Raw genomic sequence first — 20,181 nt, 5'->3', positions numbered from 1 at the left:
CCGCGCGCGCCGACCCGGTTTGCACCCGGTGAACCTCCGAAGATCACCCGCTCCGGCGGCCCTCGTTTTGTGCGATCACCCAAACCAGGCGGGTCACAGCGACTTGAGAGCGAGGAACACGTCCACCCGATCCTCGAGCCGGGACAGATCGCGTCCGGTCAGTTGCTCTACGCGTTCGATCCGGTAGCGAACGGTGTTGACATGCAGGTGTAGGGCCTCGGCCGCCCGCGACCACGAGCCGTCGCAGGCGAGGAACTCCTGCAGCGTGGCGAGCAGGTCCGCGTTGGTACGGCGATCGTGCTCGAGCACCGGCCCGAGGACGCGATGGGTGTAGGTACGCCGTACGTCGTCGGGCAACGTGGCGAGCAGCAGGACGTGCGAGGCGACTTCCTCCGACGTCACCACCGATACCGGCGTACTGCCCGATCGAGCGACCCGATGGGCGAACCGGGCCTCCTCGAGAGCGCCCGCCAGGGCGTCGACACCGGTATCGCCGCTGACGCCGACGGCGAGCCGCGCGCGGACGAGTCCCGACGAGAGCCGGCCGAACGCCCGCCGCAGCTGATCCGGCAGCCCTGGCACGAACGGCAGCAACGCGACCAACACGCCGTCTCGCCCCGGCGCCACGACCGCCGGCCCGACTGTGAGCGCGACATCTTCGAGCAGCGTGATCGCGACCTCGCTCGGCCCGTCGTCCCGGAGATCCGCGACCGCGACCACCATCGGCAGGTCCGAATGCGCACCGGCCTGCCGCAGCCGGGTGGCGACCTCGGCATGCGGCGCGCCCGACTCGACCAACGCCAGCGCATCAGCCACCAGCGGCCGCAACGCCAGCCGCCCTTCGTCGCGGCGAGCCCGGTCCAGCGCGGCGATCGCGCACAACTCGTGCACCGCCTCGACATGGTCCCGGGACCACTCCGTGTGGTCGCCCTCGATCGCCAGCACCCAGGCCGTCAGCCGATTCCCCAGTCCCGACCCCACCGGGAACAGGCTGTACGGCGTACCGAAGGCATCGGCGACCGCGGGAGTGCGGTCCGCGGTCAGGAACCGCCGCGAGATCACGTCGAGGACTTCCTCGTCCAGATGACCAGGCCCGGGTACGACGTGACGGCCGGTCGGCGTGATCACCCGGCAGTCGTGCCCGATCTCCGCGGAGATGCGGTCCGCGAGCTCGTCGAGGCTTCGGCCGGCCGCGATCGACGACAACAGCTGACGTTGCCGGACCAGGCTCGCGGACAGCCGCATACCCGTCTCGACCGAGCCGGCGGCAGCGACGTACTCGGTGATGTCCGCGAACGCGACTTCGGTGGGGACCTCGACGAGGGTCACCTGATGCCGGTGGCAGGCTTCGAGCAGGTCCTTGGGGACGGCCCCGAGCAGCGCCTTCCCGGCCAGGATCGTGGTGGCGCCCCGGACCGCCATCGAGGAGACGAACGTCTCGCTGTCCGCCTCGCTCCGGCGCCAGACCAGTCCGGTCAGCACCAGCTCGCCGCCGCTCAGGTAGCGACCGGGTTCGAGCAGGTCGGTGGTGACCAGCCGGCCGACCGGACGGTCGAGCGAGTCGTCGGCCAGGTGCAGCAGGCGTAGCCCGAGCTCGGGCGCGTCGAGCAGCTCGGACAGCAGCACGGCACACCTCCTCCGCCCGGGGGTGGTTCTCAGAGGAACGTACAACGCCCGGCCACGCGGCCGGAAACGTCTCCCTTGACGGCGCGGCGATGGCGCGCCTATGGTCATTTCGCAGAACAGAAACTAACTTCCGCAATACGGAAAGTTGAGAATATCATGACCAACCCGCTGCGCTACACGGTGAACTGCTCGCTGCTGTTCACCGAGCTTCCGCTGCTGGAGCGCCCGGCGGCCGCCCGGCGGGCCGGCTTCGGCGCCGTCGAGTTCTGGTGGCCGTTCGTCGAGGCGGTGCCGACGGACCGGCACGTCGACGCGTTCGTGACCGCGATCCAGGACGCCGGCGTCCAGCTGACCGGCCTGAACTTCTTCGCCGGCGACATGCCCGGCGGCGACCGCGGCCTGGTGTCGTGGCCGAAGCGGTCCGGCGAGTTCCGGGACAACATCGACGTCACCGTCGGCATCGGCGAGCGGCTCGGCTGCCAGGCCTTCAACGCCCTGTACGGCAACCGCGAGGACGGCCACGCCCCGAGTGAGCAGGACGACCTCGCGGTCGAGAACCTCGCGCTCGCGGCCCAGGCGGCGGCCCGGATCGACGGCGTCGTCCTGCTCGAGCCGGTCAGCGGCGCGGACCGGTACCCGCTGCTGACCGCCGCCGACGCGCTGGCCGTGATCGACCGGGTGCAGGCGCCGAACGTCGGGCTGCTCGCGGACCTCTACCACCTCGCGGTCAACGGCGACGACGTCGACCGGGTGATCGCCGAGCACACCGACCGGATCGCGCACGTGCAGATCGCCGACGCCCCCGGCCGGAACGAGCCCGGCACCGGCACGCTCCCGCTCGAGCGGCAGCTCGACGCGCTCGCCGCCAACGGCTACTCCGGCTGGATCGGCCTGGAGTACAAGCCGTCCACCACCACCGTCGACAGCTTCGGCTGGCTGCCGCGCGCCGCCCGCTGACACATCTTTGGAGATCTCCGACATGACGAACATCGCCTTCATCGGCCTCGGCATCATGGGCAGCCCGATGGCTGTGCACCTGGCCGACGCCGGTCACAACGTCGCCGGCCTCGACCGCACTCCCGAGCGCGGCGCTCCGCTGGTCGAGGCCGGCGGCCGGTACGCGACCTCGGTCGCCGACGCGATCAAGGGCGCCGACGTGATCTGCGTGATGGTGCCCGACTCACCCGATGTCGAGGACGTGCTGGCCGGCGAGGACGGCGTCTTCCAGCACGCCGAGACCGGCTCGCTGATCATCGACTTCTCCAGCATCCGGCCGGACGTCACCCAGCAGCTGGCCGAGCAGGCCCGGGCGCTGGGCTTCCGGATCCTGGACGCTCCCGTCTCCGGCGGCGAGGCCGGCGCGAAGAACGCCGCGCTGTCCATCATGGTCGGCGGCGACGCGGACGACTTCGAGGCCGCCAAGCCGCTGTTCGACGTGGTCGGCAAGACCGTCGTGCACGTCGGCCCGAGCGGATCCGGCCAGACCGTCAAGGCCGCCAACCAGCTGATCGTCGCCGCCAACATCCAGGCGCTGGCCGAGTCTGTCGTCTTCCTGGAGGCGTACGGCGTCGACACCAAGGCAGCCCTGGAGGTCCTCGGCGGCGGCCTGGCCGGCTCGTCGGTGCTGAACCAGAAGAAGGAGAACATGCTGGGGCGCTCGTTCCAGCCCGGCTTCCGGATCGACCTGCACCACAAGGACATGGGCATCGTCACCGCCGCCGCTCGCGAGGCGGGGGTCGCCATACCGCTCGGATCGCTCGTCGCCCAGCTGGTGGCGTCCGCCCGGGCCAACGGCGACGGCGGCCTCGACCACTCCGCGCTGCTGCGTGGCGTGGAGCGACTGTCCGGAAAGGCGTCGGGCTGATGGCACGCATGCGCGCGGTCGACGCCGCGGTCCTGATCCTGGAGAAGGAAGGCTCCACCCAGACCTTCGGGCTGCCGGGTGCCGCCATCAATCCCTTCTACAGCGCGATGAAGAAGCACGGCGGGATCAAGCACGTGCTGGCCCGGCACGTCGAGGGCGCCTCGCACATGGCCGAGGGCTACACCCGGGCAAAGGCCGGGAACATCGGTGTCTGCATCGGTACGTCGGGACCGGCCGGAACCGACATGATCACCGGGCTGTACTCGGCGTCCGCGGACTCGATCCCGATCCTTTGCATCACCGGCCAGGCGCCGGTCGCCAAGCTGCACAAAGAGGACTTCCAGGCCGTCGACATCGCCTCGATCGCCAAGCCGGTCGCCAAGTGGGCCGTCACGGTGATGGAGCCGGCACAGGTGCCGGGGACGTTCCAGAAGGCCTTCCAGCTGATGCGCGAAGGCCGCCCGGGTCCCGTGCTGATCGACCTGCCGGTGGACGTCCAGTTGGCCGAGATCGACTTCGACATCGAGACCTACGAGCCGCTGCCGGTGGCCAAGCCGGCCGCGACGCGGGCGCAGGCGGAGAAGGCTCTCGCCCTGCTGAACGCCGCGGAGCGGCCGCTGATCGTGGCCGGTGGCGGGATCATCAACGCGGACGCGCCCGACCTGCTGGTCGAGTTCGCCGAGCTGGTCGGGGTGCCGGTCGTGCCGACGCTGATGGGCTGGGGCTCGATCCCGGACGACCACCGGCTGATGGCCGGGATGGTCGGGCTGCAGACCTCGCACCGGTACGGGAACGCGACGCTGCTCGCCTCGGACCTGGTGTTCGGGATCGGCAACCGGTGGGCCAACCGGCACACCGGGTCGGTCGGGACCTACACCGAGGGCCGCAAGTTCATCCACGTCGACATCGAGCCGACGCAGATCGGCCGGGTGTTCTCGCCGGACTACGGGATCGTGTCCGACGCGCGGGCAGCGCTCGAGGTGTTCGTCGAGGTGGCGCGGGAGTGGGCCGCTGACGGTCGCCTGGCTGACCGGACCGCGTGGGTTGCCGAGTGTCAGAAGCGCCGTACGGCGTTGCTGCGCAAGACGCACTTCGACGTCGTGCCGATCAAGCCGCAGCGGGTCTACGAGGAGATGAACCGGGCGTTCGGGCCGGACACCCGCTACGTGTCGACGATCGGGTTGTCGCAGATCCAGGCGGCTCAGATGCTGCACGTCTACCGGCCGCGGCACTGGATCAACGCCGGTCAGGCGGGTCCGCTGGGGTGGACCGTTCCGGCCACGCTGGGGGTCGCGGTGGCGGATCCGGAGAGCACTGTGGTCGCGCTGTCGGGTGACTACGACTTCCAGTTCCTGATCGAGGAGCTGGCCGTGGGCGCTCAGTTCAACATCCCGTACGTGCACGTCGTCGTGAACAACTCCTACCTGGGCCTGATCCGTCAGGCGCAACGCGGGTTCGACATGGACTTCTGCGTGCAGCTGTCCTTCGAGAACATCAACAGCCCCGAGGTCAACGGCTACGGCGTCGACCACGTCAAGGTCGCCGAAGGGCTCGGCTGCAAGGCCCTCCGCGTCACCGAGCCCGACGACATCCTCCCCGCCCTGGAGAAGGCCAAGAAGCTCATGGCCGAGCACCAGGTCCCGGTCGTCGTCGAGGTCATCCTCGAACGCGTCACCAACGTCTCCATGGGCCTGGAGATCGACAACGTCGCCGAGTTCGAGGAACTCGCCGAGCGCCCGGAGGACGCTCCGACCGCGATCGCCGTCAACCGCTGATGGCACTCCGGGTGGTAGTTGCCTCGGACAAGTTCAAGGGCAGCCTGACCAGCAACCAGGTGGCGGTGGCGGTTCGCGAAGGGGTACGGCGTGCCAACCCCGACGTGACCGTGGACGCCGTACCAGTGGCGGACGGCGGCGACGGCACCCTCGCCGCCGCCGTCGCCGCCGGCTTCGAGCTGGTCCCGGCGATCGCGTCCGGCCCCACCGGCGAGCCGGTCCGCACCGGCTACGCCCGCCGCGCCGAGGTCGCCGTCGTGGAACTCGCCGACGTCTCAGGCCTGGTCCGCCTCCCCGGCGGCCGCCCGGCCCCGATGACGGCGACCTCTCGTGGCACCGGTGAGCTCGTAGCCGCGGCCATCGACAGCGGCTGTAGCCGGGTGATCCTAGGCATAGGCGGCAGCGCCTCCACGGACGGGGGAACCGGCCTGGTCCGCGCCTTGGGAGCGAAGCTGCTCGCCTCCGACGGTACGGAGCTTCCGCCGGGCCAGCCGCTTGCCGAGGCGGCTGCGCTTGACCTCACTCCGCTTCGTGAGCGGATGGCGGGGGTTGAGGTGGTTGTGGCGTGCGACGTCGACAACCCGTTGACGGGGGAGGCGGGTGCTGCAGCTGTTTACGGGCCGCAGAAGGGCGCAGACTCGGCGCAGGTTGCGCAGTTGGATGCTGAGCTTGGCCGCTGGGCCGATCTCGTCGCCCGTGAGACCGGGCGGGACCTCCGCGACACCCCAGGCGCCGGAGCCGCGGGTGGTGTCGGCTTCGCGGCCGTGGCTCTGCTCGGCGCCGAGCTGCGGCCCGGTATCGAACTGATGCTCGACCTGGTCGGGTTCCACGAGCAGCTCGGCGACGCGCACCTCGTGGTCACCGGGGAAGGCGCGCTCGACGAGCAGACGTTGCATGGCAAGGCAGTCGCGGGCGTGGCCGCGGCAGCTCGCGAGGCAGGCATCCCGGTCGTGGCGGTCTGTGGCACCAATCGGCTCGAGCCAAAACGCATCGAAGAGGCCGGGATCGCGGCCGCCTACGCGTTGACCGACCTCGAGCCCGACGTGCGGCGCTGTATCGCCGAGCCCATCCCGTTGCTCCGGCAACTCGGCGAGAGGATCGCGGCCGACCACCTGCCGAGATCTACGATGACAGCAACCGAGAGGGGCATCGCATGACCTCGCTGGATCTCGTCATCCGGGCTCGCCGCGTGATCACCGCCGCGGGCGAAACCCCGCATGCGGTCGGGGTGCGGGACGGGCGGATCGCCGCCATCGCGCCGTACGACGCTCAGCTCGACGCCACCCAAGAGCTGACCCTGGGCGATGACGAAGTGCTGATGCCCGGCGTGGTCGACTCGCACGTGCACGTGAACGACCCCGGCCGCACCGAGTGGGAAGGGTTCACCTCCGCGACCCGGGCGGCCGCGGCCGGCGGGGTCACCACGATCATCGACATGCCGCTCAACAGCATCCCGCCGACCTGCGACGTACCGGCGCTGGAGCTGAAGCGGAAGACCGCGGCGAGCCAGGCGTACGTCGACGTCGGCTTCTGGGGCGGCGCGATCCCGGGCAACCTCGCTCAACTGCGGCCACTGCACGAAGCCGGTGTCTTCGGCTTCAAGTGCTTCCTCCTGCACAGCGGAGTCGACGAGTTCCCGCCGCTCAGCCAGGCCGAGCTGGAGCCGGCCATGCGCGAGCTCGCGGCCTTCGACGGCCTGCTCATCGTGCACGCCGAGGACGCCCACCGGATCGACCACGCACCATCGCCGAACGGCGCGAGCTACCAAGCCTTCCTGCAGTCCCGGCCGCGCGAGGCGGAGAGCGCCGCCGTGGCCGGTGTCATCGAGCTCGCCCGCCGGACCGGCTGCCGCGTGCACATCCTGCACGTGTCCTGCGCCGACGTCCTCCCAATGATCGCCCGGGCCCGAGAATCGGGTGTCCGGATCACCGCGGAGACCTGCCCGCACTACCTGACCTTCAGCGCGGAGGAGATCCCCGACGGCGCCACGCAGTACAAGTGCTGCCCGCCGATCCGGGAAGCCGCGAACCGCGAGCTGCTCTGGGACGGCCTGCGCGACGGCGTGATCGACCTCGTCGTGTCGGACCACTCGCCGTCCACGATCGAGCTCAAACGCCTCGACACCGGCGACTTCGGCGCGGCCTGGGGCGGGATCGCCTCCCTCCAGCTCGGCCTCTCCGCCGCCTGGACCGGGGCCCGCTCGCGCGGCTTCATCCTGTCCGACGTCGCACGCTGGATGTGCCAGGCGCCCGCCGTACCGCACAAGGGCCGGATCGAGACCGGGTACGACGCCGACTTCTGCGTCTTCGCCCCGGACGAGACGTTCGTGGTGGACGCGAGCACCCTGCACCACAAGAACGCCATCACCCCGTACGACGGACGCCGGCTGGACGGCGTCGTCCACAGCACCTGGCTGCGCGGCGCCCCCGTCGACATCGACGCCGGCCCCCGCGGCCGGCTGCTGACCCGAGGAGAAACCCGATGACAGCCCCGCGTTACTACTCACCCAGCGGCGGGCTGCCGGCGCAGACCGACCTCACCACCGACCGCGCCGTCTTCACCGAGGCGTACGCCGTCCTGCCGCGCGGCACCATGCGCGACATCGTCACCAGCCGGTTGCCGTTCTGGAACGACACGCGGCTGTGGGTGATCGCGCGGCCGTTGTCCGGGTTCGCCGAGACGTTCTCGCAGTACATCGTGGAGGTCGCGCCGGGCGGCGGCAGCGACAAGCCGGAGACCGACCCCGCCGCCGAGGCCGTCGTGTTCGTTGTCGAGGGCAACGTGACGCTGACGGTCGCCGGCGAGAAGCACGACCTCGGGCCCGGCGGGTACGCGTTCCTGCCGCCGGCGTCCGACTGGACGCTGCACAACACCAGCGAACAGGTCGCGCGGTTCCACCTGGTCCGGAAGGCGTACGAGCGGGTCGAGGGGATCGACGTACCCGAGCCGTTCGTCACCAACGAGGTGGACGTCGAGGGTGTGGAGATGCCGGACACCGAGGGCCGCTGGAAGACGCAGCGGTTCGTCGACCCGGACGACGTACGCCACGACATGCACGTCAACATCGTCAGCTTCGAGCCGGGCGGCGTGATCCCGTTCCCGGAGACGCACGTGATGGAGCACGGCCTCTACGTCCTCGAGGGCAAGGCCGTCTACCTGCTGAACAAGGACTGGGTCGAGGTCCAAGAGGGCGACTTCATGTGGTTGCGCGCCTTCTGCCCCCAAGCCTGCTACGCCGGCGGACCCGGCCGGTTCCGCTACCTCCTCTACAAGGACGTCAACCGGCACCCGAAGCTGACCCTCTGAGCCGATGCAGTTCGACAGGAGGTGTCCGGCGATCGAGCCTGATACCCCGCGGACGCAGGCGGGAGTGTGCCGGCAGTGGGCGTATACGTCCTGTCGGTTTGCATCCCAACGGCATCAGAGGCTGATCGTCACCGGGCGCTGGGGCGGGCTGAGCGGGTCGGTGGCCAGGCGCGCGTGCCGCTCGACGTCGTACCGGGTGCCGTCGTACGCGAGTCGCTGGCGCTCCAGGCCCTCGTAGAGGAAGCCCGCGCTGCCGGCCACCCCGCACGAGGCCGGGTTGTTCAGCCGGTGGCCGAGCTCGAGCCGGTAGAGGCCGGCCTCCTGGTGGGCCCAGTTGGCGAGGGCGCGGAGCGCGTCGCGGGCGATGCCCTGGCCGCGGACCTCCGCGAGCGTCCAGTACCAGGTCCAGCCGACCTGGTGCCGGTCGATGTTTGTCACCGCTACACATCCGATCGGGTGATCCTCGGCGTCCGCCACGGCGTACACGTGGCCGTTGTCCAGGTCGGCCACCCGCCCGATCCAGTCGACGGCCGACGCCGTGTCCACGATCCCGCCCTGGTTCACCATCTCGGGATCCTGGTGCGCCGCCGACAACCGCAGCGCGTCCGCCGTCCGCCACCGCCGAAGATCCAGCTGCCCCAGCGCATATCCCATCCATCGAATCTACCGCCGACGCCGCCTGGGCAAACCCTCTCCCGGCGCGTACACCCGTCCGCGCGCGGGCCGGACCCGGCCGGGGCAGGATAGGCGCATGGCATATCTGGATTTCAGGGATCAGGTCGTCGTGGTCACCGGCGCGAGCAGCGGGATCGGCGCAGCGGCGGCGGTCGGGTTCGCCGAGACCGGGGCGACGGTCGCGCTGCACTACCACCGCAACGCCGACGGCGCGAAGCACACGCTGGGCGCCGTCCAGACCGCCGGCGGTACGGCGACCGTCCACCAGGCCGACCTGGCCGACCCGGTGTCGGCGGGCAAGCTGATCGACGACGTGCTGGCCGAGCACGGCCGGATCGACGTGCTGGTGAACAACGCCGGTGACCTGGTCAACCGCTCGCCGGTGAGCGAGGTGCCGGACGAGGAGTTCCACCGGATCCTGGACGTGAACCTGACCTCGGTGTTCGCGCTCTCCCGCCGGATCGTGCCGGTGTTCCGGACCCAGGGCGGCGGCGCCATCGTCAACGTCACCTCGATCGCCGGCCGGCACGGCGGTGGCGGCGGGTCGGTCGTGTACGCGACCAGCAAGGGCGCGGTCAGCACGTTCACCCGCGGCCTGGCCAAGGAGCTCGCCCCCGAGGGGATCCGGGTCAACGCCATCTCACCCGGCGTGATCAAGACGCCGTTCCACGACCGGCACACCGGCGAGGAGCAGCTGAACGGCATGATCGGGACCATCCCGATGGGCCGCACCGGGACCCCGCACGAGTGCGTCGGCACCATCCTGTTCCTCGCCTCGGACGCGATGAGCTCCTACGTCACCGGCCAGATCATCGAGGTCAACGGCGGCCAACTGATGCCCTAGGCAACTGAGCGGCGGTCAGCCCGTCGCCTGCGGCCGGAAGAGCGCGTTGTGGTCCAGCGCTTCGCCGGTCGGCTGATATCCGAGCTCACTGAGTACGGCGTGCAGGCGCGCACTCGCCTCCGGGCGCTTGTCCTCGACCAGCACAGCCCGTGGTCGCAACCGCGTCAGCGTGTGCGTCGCCCCGGCCAGCGCAGCGGTTTCGCCACCCTCGATGTCCACTTTCACGACATCCAGCCGATCGAGCCCGTGCTCCCGGGCCCAGTCGTCCAGCCTGACTACCGGAACCTCCTGCACCACGGTCCCGTCGCCGTAGAGGGATCGCACACCGGCGTCAGCCTCGTCGTACCGGCTGTCCGCCCGGAGCGCCGCGTAGCTCTCCCGCTCCCCGAGCGCCGCCGGCACCACGTCCACCTGCACGCCGTTGCGCTCCGCGGCGGCGTGCAGCTTGGCCAGGCAATCGGCGGCGGGCTCGAAGGCGATCACGCGGCCGCCACCCAGTTGCTTCAAGCGGCTGGCCGCGGTGAGCGCGTGCAGCCCGATGTTCGCTCCTACGTCGAGCACGACGTCGCCCTGTCGCAACTCGCTCAGCAGGAATCGGCGGACCGCGGGTTCGTAGCGACCTGCGTAGTAGAGGACTGCCTGCAGGTTGTCCCGCAGATCCAGGTCGAGTCGCAGGCCCTGGCGTCGTACCGAGACGCTCGGAGTCGACCAGTCCGGTGAGACCTTCACGAGCCAGGGGTTGGCGTCGGCCAGGCGCGGGGAGATGCGCAGGGCGACGCGATGGACGCCGCTGTCGGTGAGGCCCTCGACAGCACCGGCCAGTCGGGCGGTTCGGCGGGCAGCCTGCGGACCCAGCGCACGCCCGAGGACGTGCGCTGAGCGCCACAGCAGTTGGGTCACCTACGCCTGGTACCCGATCACGGCCGGGTTACTGCGAGAGGGTGCGATAGCGATGGGCGGAGAGGGGGAGGAAGACGGCAATCAGGACGAGGGGGGAGATGACTGCCGCGACCTCCGCATGGGTGCCGATCCAGGTGGCTGTCGCCGACGGGTCCGGGTTGCCGAACAGGGCTCGGGACGCGGTTGCCGTTGCGGACAGCGGGTTCCACTGGGCGATGGTGCCGAGCCAGTTGGGCATCGTGGAGGTGGCGACAAAGGCGCTGGAGAGGAAGCCGATCGGCCAGACCAGCACCTGCACGACTGTCACGCTCTGCGCGTTCTTCACCGACAGCCCGATGAAGATCCCGACCCACAGCAACGCGAACCGCAGCAACAGCAGCAACCCGAAGGCCGCCAACGCCGCCGGCAGCCCCTCATGCCAGCGCCAGCCGAGCGCGAGCCCGGCCGCGGCCAGCACGATCAGCGTGACCACCGAGTCGAGCATGTCCGCGATGCACCGGCCCATCACCACGGCCGTCGAGCTCATCGGCAGTGACCGGAACCTGTCCGTCACCCCCTTGTCCTTGTCCGTGGTCACCGCCGTCATCGTGCCTTCGAGCCCGAAGAGCATCGCCAGCGCGAAGATCCCGGGCACCAGCAGTTCGTAGTACGACTCGCCCTCGGGGAAGTCCATCGCCCCGCCGAGCAGGCTGCCGAACATCAGCAGCATCAGCACCGGGAACAACCAGTTGAAGACGATGAGGCCCGGCTGGTTCCGCCAGTGCGTCAGCGTCCGCCGCGCGATCGTCCAGCTGTCCGCCAAGGTCCACCCGAGCGCCGTCATGCCGCCACCTCCGGTCCGGTCAGGTGCAGGAACACTTCGTCCAGGGTCGGTCTGCGCAGCGTGATGTCCTCCGGTTCGATCTTTGCCTCGTGCAACGAATTCGCAATCGTCACCAGCGCCCGGGTGCGGTCCTTCACCGGCACACTGATCCGTACGTCGGTCACCCGGATCTCCCCGTCGGCCAAGGGCTCGGCCAGGGCGAGCACCCTCGGCACGTCGGCCGGATCCGTGAGCACCAGGTCCAGCCAGTCGGACCCGAGCTGGGTCTTCAGCTCGTCCGGGGTGCCTTCGGCCACCACCTTCCCGGCCTTGAGCATCGAGATCCGGTTCGCCAGCTGATCCGCCTCCTCCAGGTACTGCGTGGTCAGCAGCACTGTCGTCCCACCGTCGACCAACTGCCGGACGGCGTTCCACACCTCGATCCGGCCCGCCGGGTCCAGCCCGGTGGTCGGCTCGTCGACGAACAGCACCGACGGCGCCACGATCAGGCTGGCCGCCAGGTCGAGCCGCCGCCGCATCCCGCCGGAGTACTTCGTCACCGCCTGCCCGGCCGCCTCGGTCAGGCTGAACCGCTCGAGCAGCTCGTCCGCCCGCCGGACCGCGGCCGCGTGGCCCAGGTGGTTCAGCCGGCCGAACATGACCAGGTTCTGCCGGCCGGTCAGCATCTCGTCGACCGCCGCGTACTGGCCGACGAGGCCGATCCGGCGCCGTACCTCGGCGCCTTGCCGGCGAACGTCGTACCCCGCGATCGTCGCGGTGCCGGAGTCCATCTCGAGCAGTGTGGACAGGATCCGCACCGCTGTCGTCTTGCCGGCGCCGTTGGGGCCGAGCAGGCCCGTCACGGTGCCGGCCGTGACCTCCAGGTCGAAACCGTTCAGACCTGCCCCCTCGGTGCCGCCCTTGTAGTTCTTCCGTACGCCGACGGCCTCGATCACACGTTCCGTAGTCACTTCCTACCTCTCGCCGAATTGATCGTAGGGTGTACCGTACACCGTACGACTCGGGTACGATGCGGTCAACGACGAGCGGTTGGAGTTTGTTCCCTTGAGTCCGAAGAAGTCGGCCGCGCCCGATCCGGCGCGCAGTCTGGCGCTGCTGTGGGGCAGTCACACCAAACCCGGCCGGTCCGGCCTGACCGTGCGCTCGATCGTCGGCACCGCGATCGAGCTCGCCGACGCGCACGGACTCGACGCGGTGTCCATGCGGACCGTGGCGGAGCAGCTGAAGGTCGGCACGATGTCGCTCTACACGCACGTCCCGGGCAAGGGCGAGCTGACCGACCTGATGTTCGACAGTGTGTACGGCGACCTGTACGCCGACGTCGACGAGCCCGCCCGGCAGTCAGGAGGCTGGCGAGGTGCGCTGGAATTCATCGCTCAGCGCAACTGGGACGTGCTGGTGAAGCATCCGTGGATCCACGAGGTCCCGACCATGCGGAACGCGCTCGGGCCCAACATCACCCTGAAGTACGAAGCCGAGCTCCGTCCGCTGGACGGGCTCGGCCTGACCGATGTGGAGATGGACTCCGCGCTGACGCTCGTGCTCACCCACGTCCACGGCACCGCTCGCGCCGGCGCGGAGCAACTCCGCACGCAGCGCGAGACCGGTCTGTCCGACCAGGAGTGGTGGCGTGAGATCGCACCCACGCTCACCTACGTCATGGCCGGTGCGGCCGACCGATTCCCGGTGGCCGGCCGCGTCGGCACCTCGGTCGGCGAGCACTTCCAGTCCGTCATCGATCCGGCGCATGCGCTGCAGTTCGGACTGACCCGCATCCTGGACGGGATCGAGCTGCTGATCGCTAGCCGTTGAGCAGATCCTCGAACGGCGTGGGGTTCTCGTACGGGTCGGTCTGGGCCGGGGTCTCGTGGTGGAGAGCCGCCACCAACTCGGTCGCGGCCTGCGCGATCCGGGTGCGGAGCTTGGTGGCGCCGCTGCCCCAGTCGGTGGAGGCGGCGTACACACCGGTCGCGACCGGGAGCGCCTTCAGGTAGGCGAACAGCGGCCGGAGGCCGAAGTCGAGCACCAGGGAGTGCCGCTCGGTGCCGCCGGTCGCGGCGAGCAGGACCGGCTTGCCGGCCAGCGCCTTGTCGTCGAGGACGTCGAAGAACATCTTGAACAGCCCGCTGTACGACGCGCTGAACGTCGGCGTCACCGCGATCAAAGCGTCGGCCTTCGTGACCGTGTCGAGCACCTTGCCGAGCTCGGCGGTCGGGAAGCCCGTGAGCAGGTTGTTGGTCAGGTCGTGCGCGTGGTCACGCACCTCGATCAGCTCGACCCGCGACGCGATCCCGCGACCGGACAGCTCGTCACGCACCGCGGCGGCCAGCTGGTCGGCGAGCAGCCGGGACGACGAAGGGGTCGTCAGCCCGGCCGTCACCACGGCGATCACACGCTCGGTCATACCGTCGGCTCATTGATCGTCTCCAGGTCGCGCGCCCGCTCGGCCGCGGCCTTCAGGGAGGCGTGGGTCGGCGCGTCCGGCACGTGGGCCGGCTTCTTCGCGGCGAACTCCTTGCGCAGCACCGGGACGACCTCTTCGCCGAGGATGTCCAGCTGCTCCAGCACGGTCTTCAACGGCAGCCCGGCGTGGTCGATCAGGAACAGCTGCCGCTGGTAGTCACCGAAGTGCTCCCGGAAGGTCAGCGTCCGCTCGATCACTTCCTGCGGGCTCCCGACCGTCAACGGCGTCTCCCGGCTGAAGTCCTCCAGCGACGGGCCGTGCCCGTACACCGGCGCGTTGTCGAAGTACGGCCGGAACTCCCGGACCGCGTCCTGGGAGTTCTTCCGCATGAAGACCTGGCCGCCGAGCCCGACGATCGCCTGGTCCGCGGCGCCGTGCCCGTAGTGCTCGAACCGGCTCCGGTACAGCTCGATCATCCGCTTGGTGTGCGTGACCGGCCAGAAGATGTTGTTGTGGAAGAACCCGTCGCCGTAGTACGCCGCCTGCTCGGCGATCTCGGGCGACCGGATCGACCCGTGCCAGACGAACGGAGGAACGCCGTCCAGCGGTCGAGGCGTCGCCGTGAAGCCCTGCAGCGGCGTCCGGAACTTGCCCTCCCAGTCGACCACGTCCTCACGCCACAGCCGGCGCAGCAGCGCGTAGTTCTCCACCGCGAGCCCGATGCCGTTGCGGATGTCCTGGCCGAACCACGGGTACACCGGGCCGGTGTTGCCGCGACCCATCATCAGGTCGACCCGGCCGTCGGCCAGGTGCTGCAGCATCGCGTAGTCCTCGGCGATCTTCACCGGGTCGTTGGTGGTGATCAGGGTGGTCGCGGTGGACAGCACGATCTTCGACGTCTTCGCCGCGATGAACCCGAGTTGCGTGGTGGGGGAGGACGGGACGAACGGCGGGTTGTGGTGCTCACCCTGCGCGAACACGTCCAGGCCCACCTCCTCGGCCTTCAGCGCGATCGCGACCATGGCCTTGATCCGCTCGGCCTCACTCACCGTGTGACCGGTGGTCGGGTCCTCGGTCACGTCGCCGACGCTGAACACACCGAACTGCATCTGTCCTCCTCCAGGGCTCCAGTAGTTCACTATTAAACTACTTATGACCCTCACAACGCCAATCCATGGTCGGGGCATTCCCCGCTCTTGTCAGGTCGGGTCCATGTGGTGAAACTCGGTCCCGCCACGCGAAACCTCACCGCCCCGAGGAGCGTTCATGCCACACCGCCCGACCCGTCGCGCCCCGCTCCATCACCGTCGGCCTGCAGGGCCTGACGTCCGAGGGCAGCGGTCTCCCGCGGGACTTCCAGGGCGACCTCGAGAACGCGACGCAGCTACTGGGTCAGCGCCCGCCGATCCCCGACCTGTACGCCGCCCAGCGTCAACTCAGACGCGGTGGGGCCTGAGCAAGTCGTCGTCGCCGGTCAGCGCCGCCGCGATCCGGCGGTGCTTGCCGGCCTCGTCGGGGCGCGACTGCCGCTCGAGCGTCCGCGCCAGCATCAGGTGCGCGTAGTACTCGGTCGGCTCCCGCTCGATGACCTCCAGCAGGTGCTCCTCGGCCGGCTTCAGCAAGGCCGCGTGGTAGTAGGCACGGGCGAGCAGCAGCCGCGTGCCGACGTCGTCCGGGGTCTCCTCCACGACCGGCCGCAGGGCACGGATCGCGCCGCGGTAGTCCCGCTCGTCGAAGTATTGCTGGCCGAGCCCGTAGCTCAACGCACGCAGGTCTTCCATCGCGAGAACCTCCTGTCTGGTGGGGACAAGACAGGAACGCCCCGGCCCGCGGAGCTATTCCGTGGGCCGGGGCGCCGGGTCGGGGTCAGGCCGCGTCGAGAGTGGCGACCTGCTCCGGGGTGAGCTCGAGGTCCAGAGCGGCGTACGAGTCGAGGATCGTCTCGGGCCGGCTGGAGCCGGGGATCGGGATGACGTACGGCGACCTCGCCAGCATCCACGCCAGCGTGACGCGCTGCGGGCTGACGCCGAGCTCGTTCGCGAGCTGGTGGAACGCGGGGTGCTTGGCCCCGAGCTCACCGGCGTTCGAGATGCCGCCGAGCGGGGACCAGGGCAGGAACGCGATCCCGAGCTGGTCGCAGAACTCGAGCTCGGGCTCGCTGGACCGGAAGGCCGGCGAGAACTGGTTCTGCACCGAGACGAGCCGGCCGCCGAGGATCTCGTTGGCCTGCTGGATCTGCGCCGGGTTCGCGTTCGAGATCCCGGCCATCCGGATCTTGCCCGCGTCGAGCAGGTCGCGGATCGCGCCGATCGACTCCTCGTACGGCGTGTTCGGGTCTGGCCGGTGGAACTGGTACAGCCCGATCGCGTCCACGCCGAGCCGCTTCAGCGACGCGTCGGCCGCCTCCTTCAGGTGCTGGGGCGAGCCGTCGAGCGTCCACCGCCCGTCACCCGGCCGCAGGTGCCCGCCCTTGGTCGCGACCAGGACGCGGGAGGTGTCACCGCCGTACGACGCCAGCGCCTTGGCGATCAGGGACTCGTTGTGTCCGACGTCGGTCGCGGTCAGGTGGTACGCGTCCGCGGTGTCGATCAGGGTGATGCCGGCGTCGAGCGCGGCGTGGATGGTCGCGATCGACCGGGCCTCGTCGGGCCGGCCCTCGATCGACATCGGCATCGCGCCGAGGCCGATCCCGCTGACCTCCACGTCGCCGATCCGGCGTGTCTTGTTCGTCTGAGCTGCCATGCCGTCAAGCCTTGCGCGCCGCCACTCAGACTTCCAACAGGAATCTTCGCAAACACCCAGCACTCCAGTTGCTGAATCTTTGGCGACTTCCCGTCAATGAGTGACATTACGGACGAGACATACGTAAGAATGTGACTTTACCCGACCCCCGAGCGCAGCGAGGGGGTCGTCAGTCTCGTGATTGGAGCTCCGCCCGTGCCTCCACCGCCAACACGTCGTACTTTCCTTCAGCTCACCGGGCTCAGCGCTGCGAGTGTCGCGCTGGGCGTGTCCGCGCCGGCGAGTGCGGACGCCACCCCTGGGCGTCCGATTCCGTCCGGTGCGTTCGCGCTCGGTGTCGCCTCCGGTGACCCGCGACCCGATGGTTTCGTCCTCTGGACCCGGCTTGCCCCTACGCCGTTGGCCGCCGACGGGCACGGCGGGATGCGTGCCGACCACGTGCCGGTGCAGTACGAGGTGGCCGAGGACAGCTCCTTCAAGCGAGTCGTACGGCGTGGGCTCGCCATCGCGACGCCGGAGCTTGCGCACGCCGTACATCCCGAGGTGCGTGGGCTGCGGCCGGAGCGCGAGTACTTCTACCGCTTCCGCGCCGGCGCCGAGCTCAGCCCGGTCGGCCGCACGAAGACGCTGCCGGTGCACGGCTCGCGGTTCAGCTTCGCGACTGCTTCGTGCCAGGCCTGGTACCACGGCTACTTCCCGGCGTACCGGGACATCGCCCGCCGGGCGCCGGACGCGGTGTTCTTCCTCGGCGACTACACCTACGAGTACGGCATCGTTGCTGGCGGCAACCTCTGGCGGGAGGGCGTGACGGTCGGCCCCGAGCACGGGGTGGAGATCGAGACCCTCGAGCAGTACCGGCTGCGGTACAGCCTGTTCAAGACCGACCCGGACCTGCAGGCGGCGCACGCGGCGGCGCCGTGGCTGAACGTCTGGGACGACCACGAGGTGCAGAACAACTACGGCGCGGCGAACTCGATCTACGGGATCCCGCCGGAGCTGTTCGTGCATCGCCGGGCGGTCGCCTACCGGGCCTTCTACGAGAACCTGCCGATCGGGCTCGGCAGCCTGCCCGAGGGCCCGGACACCCAGGTCTACCGGCGGTACGACGTCGGGACGCTCGCCCGGCTCAACCTGCTCGACAACCGGCAGTACCGCGATCCAGTGCCGGTGGACGAGGCCGACCGGCAGTCCGAGCAGCGCACCATCCTGGGCGCCGAGCAGGAGAAGTGGCTGTACGACGGACTGCGGCGATCCCGCGCGACCTGGAACGTCCTTGCCGGCGGTGTCGTCCTCACCGCGATTACCGACGACCGGATCGAGCAATGGGACGGCTACCCGGCCAACCGGCGCCGGCTGCTCGCGGAACTGCAGCGGGCCGGGAACGCGGTCATGCTCACCGGGGACATCCACCGGCACGTGGCGTCCGAGCTGAAGGCGGACTTCGCGGACCCGGCCTCGCCGACGATCGGCGTCGAGCTGGTGTGCTCGTCGATCGGGTCCGACGGGGACGGCGCAGACACCGACCAGTACGCGAAGGACTGGCTCCAGCACCCGTACGTGAAGTTCTACAACGCCCGGCGCGGCTACGTGCACACGACGCTGACCCGGTCCGAGCTGACCGCGGAGTTCGTCAACTTCCCGTACATCGAGGCCGACGCGAACGCCGAACCGCGGGTGGCCGCGGCGTTCCGCTCGCCGGCCGGCGCGCCCCGTCTGGAGGCCCTGTGATGAACCGCCCGCCCGCCATCTCCCACCTGACCGGCAGCGGCCAGCTCGGCACCATCACCCTCGACTGGAAACCGGTCTCGTGGGAAACGGTCGTCGACCACTACGCGGTGTACGTGCTGACCGGCGGCTCCTACGAGCCGGCCGGCAAGACCGTCTACCCGCACTTCGTCCACCGCGGCCTCGGCTTCACCGGCGTGACCCGGACGTACCGGGTCGTGACGGTCGATGCTGCGGGCAACAGGTCGAAGCCGTCGGCAACAGTTGCCGCGACCAACCTGACCTCGGTCGCGATCTCGGGCGTCCCGGTCGCGACCGTGGGGGCCTTCGACGGCAAGGGATCCGAGCTCGCCCTGTCGCCGAACGGCTACGCGAGCTACCCGGCACGGTTCCCGGCGGATGTCGACTACACGTTCGGTACGTCGACACCGTCGGCCGACTGGTCGTACCTGCTGCCGGGGCCGGCCGACAAGTGGGCCGGGTCGAAGAACCACAGGGCGACGTTGCGGTTCGACCTGGCCGCCGTACCGGACCAGGATCTCGACCTGGCGTTGTGGCTGATCGACAGCCACGCCAGCCTGGCCGGCACCGCCGTACTGACGGTCAACGGGACCCAGGTCGGCCGGTTGACGTTCGCCAACGGCGCCACCAAGGGGTCGACGATTGCCGACAGCACCTATCCGGGCTCGCCGCTGAAGCCGTCGTACCTCGAGCAGCCGCTGTCCCGGACCCTCTTCAAGCAGGGGCCGAACGCGATCGAGCTGCTGAAGGACAACGGCTCCTGGCTCGCGTACGACGCCCTCGGCCTCTTCGCGCGGAAGTAGCCCACCGGGGACCCCGGGCGGTCGCCCGGGGTCCCCGGTGGATGCCGGCATTCAGGCGGTGAGTGTCCTGCGAGTTAATGGTCCAATGCAGACTGACGAACGAGTACGACGGGCGCGGCCGGACGACGTGCCGGCGATCGTGGAACTGGTCTACGGCCTGGCCGAGTACGAGCGGGCGCCCGACGAGTGCAGGCTGACCGCCGGGCAACTGCAGACCGCGCTGTTCGGTCCGGAGCCGAAGGTGTTCTGCCACGTCGCCGAGCACGAGGGCATGGTGGCCGGCTGCGCCATCTGGTTCCTGAGCTTCTCCACCTGGCGTGGGGTCCACGGCATCTACCTCGAAGACCTCTTCGTCCGCCCCGAAACCCGCGGTACCGGCCTCGGCAAGGCCCTCCTGGTCGCCCTCGCGCAGGAGTGCGTCCGCAACGACTACGAACGCCTCGAATGGTCCGTCCTCGACTGGAACACCCCCGCCATCGACTTCTACAAGTCCCTCGGTGCTCACCCACAAGACGAATGGACCACCTACCGCCTCACCGACGAGGCCCTCACCCGCCTGGGTTCGTGACACCCGCGGTTGCAACTTCCTGCAATCGGAGCGAAAGGGGCAGCGGGATCGCGCCGATCAGGGCAAGATAGGGCGGCTGTCGGTTCGAGCGCCGGGGTGGGGTTG

General features: G+C 69.8%; 20 protein-coding genes. 11 read left to right on the top strand and 9 right to left on the bottom strand.

The window, feature by feature from the left end; genetic code table 11:
- Positions 1 to 93 precede the first annotated feature (93 nt).
- A complete protein-coding gene (locus ACWCOV_RS08010; RefSeq protein ID WP_449828494.1) occupies positions 94 to 1,626 on the bottom strand; it encodes a PucR family transcriptional regulator in 1,533 nt (510 codons plus the stop codon).
- Positions 1,627 to 1,782: 156 nt separating this feature from the next.
- On the opposite strand from ACWCOV_RS08010, the gene ACWCOV_RS08005 reads away from it, so the two are divergent.
- Genes ACWCOV_RS08005 through ACWCOV_RS07980 form a run of 6 tightly spaced genes read left to right on the top strand, consistent with a single transcriptional unit; the run spans position 1,783 to position 8,571 of the window.
- Positions 1,783 to 2,583: a hydroxypyruvate isomerase family protein gene (locus tag ACWCOV_RS08005; protein WP_449828493.1), complete on the top strand. Its 801-nt coding sequence runs from the start codon at positions 1,783 to 1,785 to the stop codon at positions 2,581 to 2,583.
- Positions 2,584 to 2,605: 22 nt separating this feature from the next.
- A complete protein-coding gene (locus ACWCOV_RS08000) occupies positions 2,606 to 3,490 on the top strand; it encodes a 2-hydroxy-3-oxopropionate reductase (RefSeq protein ID WP_449828492.1) in 885 nt (294 codons plus the stop codon).
- Positions 3,490 to 5,265 (top strand): glyoxylate carboligase, encoded by a 1,776-nt coding sequence (gcl, locus tag ACWCOV_RS07995; protein WP_449828491.1) that lies wholly within the window; start codon positions 3,490 to 3,492, stop codon positions 5,263 to 5,265. The genes ACWCOV_RS08000 and gcl overlap by 1 nt, the downstream gene beginning before the upstream one ends.
- Complete coding sequence (locus ACWCOV_RS07990; RefSeq protein WP_449828490.1) at positions 5,265 to 6,422, top strand: glycerate kinase; 1,158 nt, start codon at positions 5,265 to 5,267, stop codon at positions 6,420 to 6,422. Before gcl ends, ACWCOV_RS07990 begins: the two co-directional genes overlap by 1 nt.
- The gene (gene allB, locus ACWCOV_RS07985; RefSeq protein ID WP_449828489.1) at positions 6,419 to 7,750 is read left to right on the top strand and encodes an allantoinase AllB; all 1,332 of its coding nucleotides are present in this window, start codon (positions 6,419 to 6,421) and stop codon (positions 7,748 to 7,750) included. Before ACWCOV_RS07990 ends, allB begins: the two co-directional genes overlap by 4 nt.
- Complete coding sequence (locus ACWCOV_RS07980) at positions 7,747 to 8,571, top strand: bifunctional allantoicase/(S)-ureidoglycine aminohydrolase (protein WP_449828488.1); 825 nt, start codon at positions 7,747 to 7,749, stop codon at positions 8,569 to 8,571. Before allB ends, ACWCOV_RS07980 begins: the two co-directional genes overlap by 4 nt.
- A gap of 114 nt (positions 8,572 to 8,685) precedes the next feature.
- On the opposite strand, the gene ACWCOV_RS07975 is transcribed toward ACWCOV_RS07980, so the two are convergent.
- Entirely contained in the window at positions 8,686 to 9,225 is a 540-nt protein-coding gene (locus ACWCOV_RS07975) for a GNAT family N-acetyltransferase (protein ID WP_449828487.1), read from the bottom strand.
- 97 nt (positions 9,226 to 9,322) lie between these two features.
- Between ACWCOV_RS07975 and ACWCOV_RS07970 the strand changes: the two genes are divergently transcribed.
- On the top strand, positions 9,323 to 10,090 hold the full coding sequence (locus tag ACWCOV_RS07970; protein ID WP_449828486.1) for an SDR family NAD(P)-dependent oxidoreductase: 768 nt from the start codon (positions 9,323 to 9,325) through the stop codon (positions 10,088 to 10,090).
- Between the two features lie 15 nt (positions 10,091 to 10,105).
- On the opposite strand, the gene ACWCOV_RS07965 is transcribed toward ACWCOV_RS07970, so the two are convergent.
- From ACWCOV_RS07965 to ACWCOV_RS07955, 3 genes are read right to left on the bottom strand one after another with little or no spacing between them, the layout of a single operon-like run.
- Positions 10,106 to 10,990: an FkbM family methyltransferase gene (locus tag ACWCOV_RS07965; protein ID WP_449828485.1), complete on the bottom strand. Its 885-nt coding sequence runs from the start codon at positions 10,988 to 10,990 to the stop codon at positions 10,106 to 10,108.
- A 28-nt stretch (positions 10,991 to 11,018) separates the two neighbouring features.
- Positions 11,019 to 11,813, bottom strand: coding sequence for an ABC transporter permease (locus tag ACWCOV_RS07960; RefSeq protein ID WP_449828484.1), 795 nt, complete (start codon positions 11,811 to 11,813; stop codon positions 11,019 to 11,021).
- Positions 11,810 to 12,763: an ATP-binding cassette domain-containing protein gene (locus ACWCOV_RS07955; protein WP_449828483.1), complete on the bottom strand. Its 954-nt coding sequence runs from the start codon at positions 12,761 to 12,763 to the stop codon at positions 11,810 to 11,812. The genes ACWCOV_RS07960 and ACWCOV_RS07955 overlap by 4 nt, the downstream gene beginning before the upstream one ends.
- 94 nt (positions 12,764 to 12,857) lie before the next feature.
- On the opposite strand from ACWCOV_RS07955, the gene ACWCOV_RS07950 reads away from it, so the two are divergent.
- Complete coding sequence (locus tag ACWCOV_RS07950; RefSeq protein WP_449828482.1) at positions 12,858 to 13,625, top strand: TetR/AcrR family transcriptional regulator; 768 nt, start codon at positions 12,858 to 12,860, stop codon at positions 13,623 to 13,625.
- Here ACWCOV_RS07950 and ACWCOV_RS07945 read toward each other — a convergent pair.
- The 4 genes from ACWCOV_RS07945 to ACWCOV_RS07930 form a co-directional block, all read right to left on the bottom strand.
- Complete coding sequence (locus ACWCOV_RS07945; protein ID WP_449828481.1) at positions 13,615 to 14,217, bottom strand: FMN reductase; 603 nt, start codon at positions 14,215 to 14,217, stop codon at positions 13,615 to 13,617. The genes ACWCOV_RS07950 and ACWCOV_RS07945 overlap by 11 nt on opposite strands.
- Complete coding sequence (locus ACWCOV_RS07940) at positions 14,214 to 15,326, bottom strand: LLM class flavin-dependent oxidoreductase (protein ID WP_449828480.1); 1,113 nt, start codon at positions 15,324 to 15,326, stop codon at positions 14,214 to 14,216. The genes ACWCOV_RS07945 and ACWCOV_RS07940 overlap by 4 nt, the downstream gene beginning before the upstream one ends.
- Before the next feature lie 327 nt (positions 15,327 to 15,653).
- Complete coding sequence (locus ACWCOV_RS07935; RefSeq protein WP_449828479.1) at positions 15,654 to 15,998, bottom strand: tetratricopeptide repeat protein; 345 nt, start codon at positions 15,996 to 15,998, stop codon at positions 15,654 to 15,656.
- 85 nt (positions 15,999 to 16,083) lie between these two features.
- Complete coding sequence (locus ACWCOV_RS07930; RefSeq protein WP_449828478.1) at positions 16,084 to 16,959, bottom strand: aldo/keto reductase; 876 nt, start codon at positions 16,957 to 16,959, stop codon at positions 16,084 to 16,086.
- A gap of 195 nt (positions 16,960 to 17,154) precedes the next feature.
- Between ACWCOV_RS07930 and ACWCOV_RS07925 the strand changes: the two genes are divergently transcribed.
- From ACWCOV_RS07925 to ACWCOV_RS07915, 3 genes are all read left to right on the top strand, one after another.
- The gene (locus ACWCOV_RS07925; RefSeq protein WP_449828477.1) at positions 17,155 to 18,687 is read left to right on the top strand and encodes an alkaline phosphatase D family protein; all 1,533 of its coding nucleotides are present in this window, start codon (positions 17,155 to 17,157) and stop codon (positions 18,685 to 18,687) included.
- Complete coding sequence (locus ACWCOV_RS07920) at positions 18,687 to 19,508, top strand: polysaccharide lyase family protein (protein WP_449828476.1); 822 nt, start codon at positions 18,687 to 18,689, stop codon at positions 19,506 to 19,508. The genes ACWCOV_RS07925 and ACWCOV_RS07920 overlap by 1 nt, the downstream gene beginning before the upstream one ends.
- A gap of 85 nt (positions 19,509 to 19,593) precedes the next feature.
- A complete protein-coding gene (locus ACWCOV_RS07915; RefSeq protein WP_449828475.1) occupies positions 19,594 to 20,076 on the top strand; it encodes an N-acetyltransferase family protein in 483 nt (160 codons plus the stop codon).
- Positions 20,077 to 20,181 lie beyond the last annotated feature (105 nt).

It is taken from the genome of Kribbella sp. NPDC002412 (genome assembly GCF_053592935.1).
The sequence above is the reverse complement of the archived record's forward strand: the minus strand, read 5'-3'. Positions and strand labels throughout refer to the sequence as shown.

Coding starts and splice junctions, on each gene's coding strand:
- ACWCOV_RS08005 (WP_449828493.1), top strand. CDS start 1,783: ATGACCAACCCGCTGCGCTACACGGTGAACTGCTCGCTGCTGTTCACC.
- ACWCOV_RS08000 (WP_449828492.1), top strand. CDS start 2,606: ATGACGAACATCGCCTTCATCGGCCTCGGCATCATGGGCAGCCCGATG.
- gcl (WP_449828491.1), top strand. CDS start 3,490: ATGGCACGCATGCGCGCGGTCGACGCCGCGGTCCTGATCCTGGAGAAG.
- ACWCOV_RS07990 (WP_449828490.1), top strand. CDS start 5,265: ATGGCACTCCGGGTGGTAGTTGCCTCGGACAAGTTCAAGGGCAGCCTG.
- allB (WP_449828489.1), top strand. CDS start 6,419: ATGACCTCGCTGGATCTCGTCATCCGGGCTCGCCGCGTGATCACCGCC.
- ACWCOV_RS07980 (WP_449828488.1), top strand. CDS start 7,747: ATGACAGCCCCGCGTTACTACTCACCCAGCGGCGGGCTGCCGGCGCAG.
- ACWCOV_RS07975 (WP_449828487.1), bottom strand. CDS start 9,225: ATGGGATATGCGCTGGGGCAGCTGGATCTTCGGCGGTGGCGGACGGCG.
- ACWCOV_RS07970 (WP_449828486.1), top strand. CDS start 9,323: ATGGCATATCTGGATTTCAGGGATCAGGTCGTCGTGGTCACCGGCGCG.
- ACWCOV_RS07960 (WP_449828484.1), bottom strand. CDS start 11,813: ATGACGGCGCTCGGGTGGACCTTGGCGGACAGCTGGACGATCGCGCGG.
- ACWCOV_RS07945 (WP_449828481.1), bottom strand. CDS start 14,217: ATGACCGAGCGTGTGATCGCCGTGGTGACGGCCGGGCTGACGACCCCT.
- ACWCOV_RS07940 (WP_449828480.1), bottom strand. CDS start 15,326: ATGCAGTTCGGTGTGTTCAGCGTCGGCGACGTGACCGAGGACCCGACC.
- ACWCOV_RS07935 (WP_449828479.1), bottom strand. CDS start 15,998: ATGGAAGACCTGCGTGCGTTGAGCTACGGGCTCGGCCAGCAATACTTC.
- ACWCOV_RS07930 (WP_449828478.1), bottom strand. CDS start 16,959: ATGGCAGCTCAGACGAACAAGACACGCCGGATCGGCGACGTGGAGGTC.
- ACWCOV_RS07920 (WP_449828476.1), top strand. CDS start 18,687: ATGAACCGCCCGCCCGCCATCTCCCACCTGACCGGCAGCGGCCAGCTC.
- ACWCOV_RS07915 (WP_449828475.1), top strand. CDS start 19,594: ATGCAGACTGACGAACGAGTACGACGGGCGCGGCCGGACGACGTGCCG.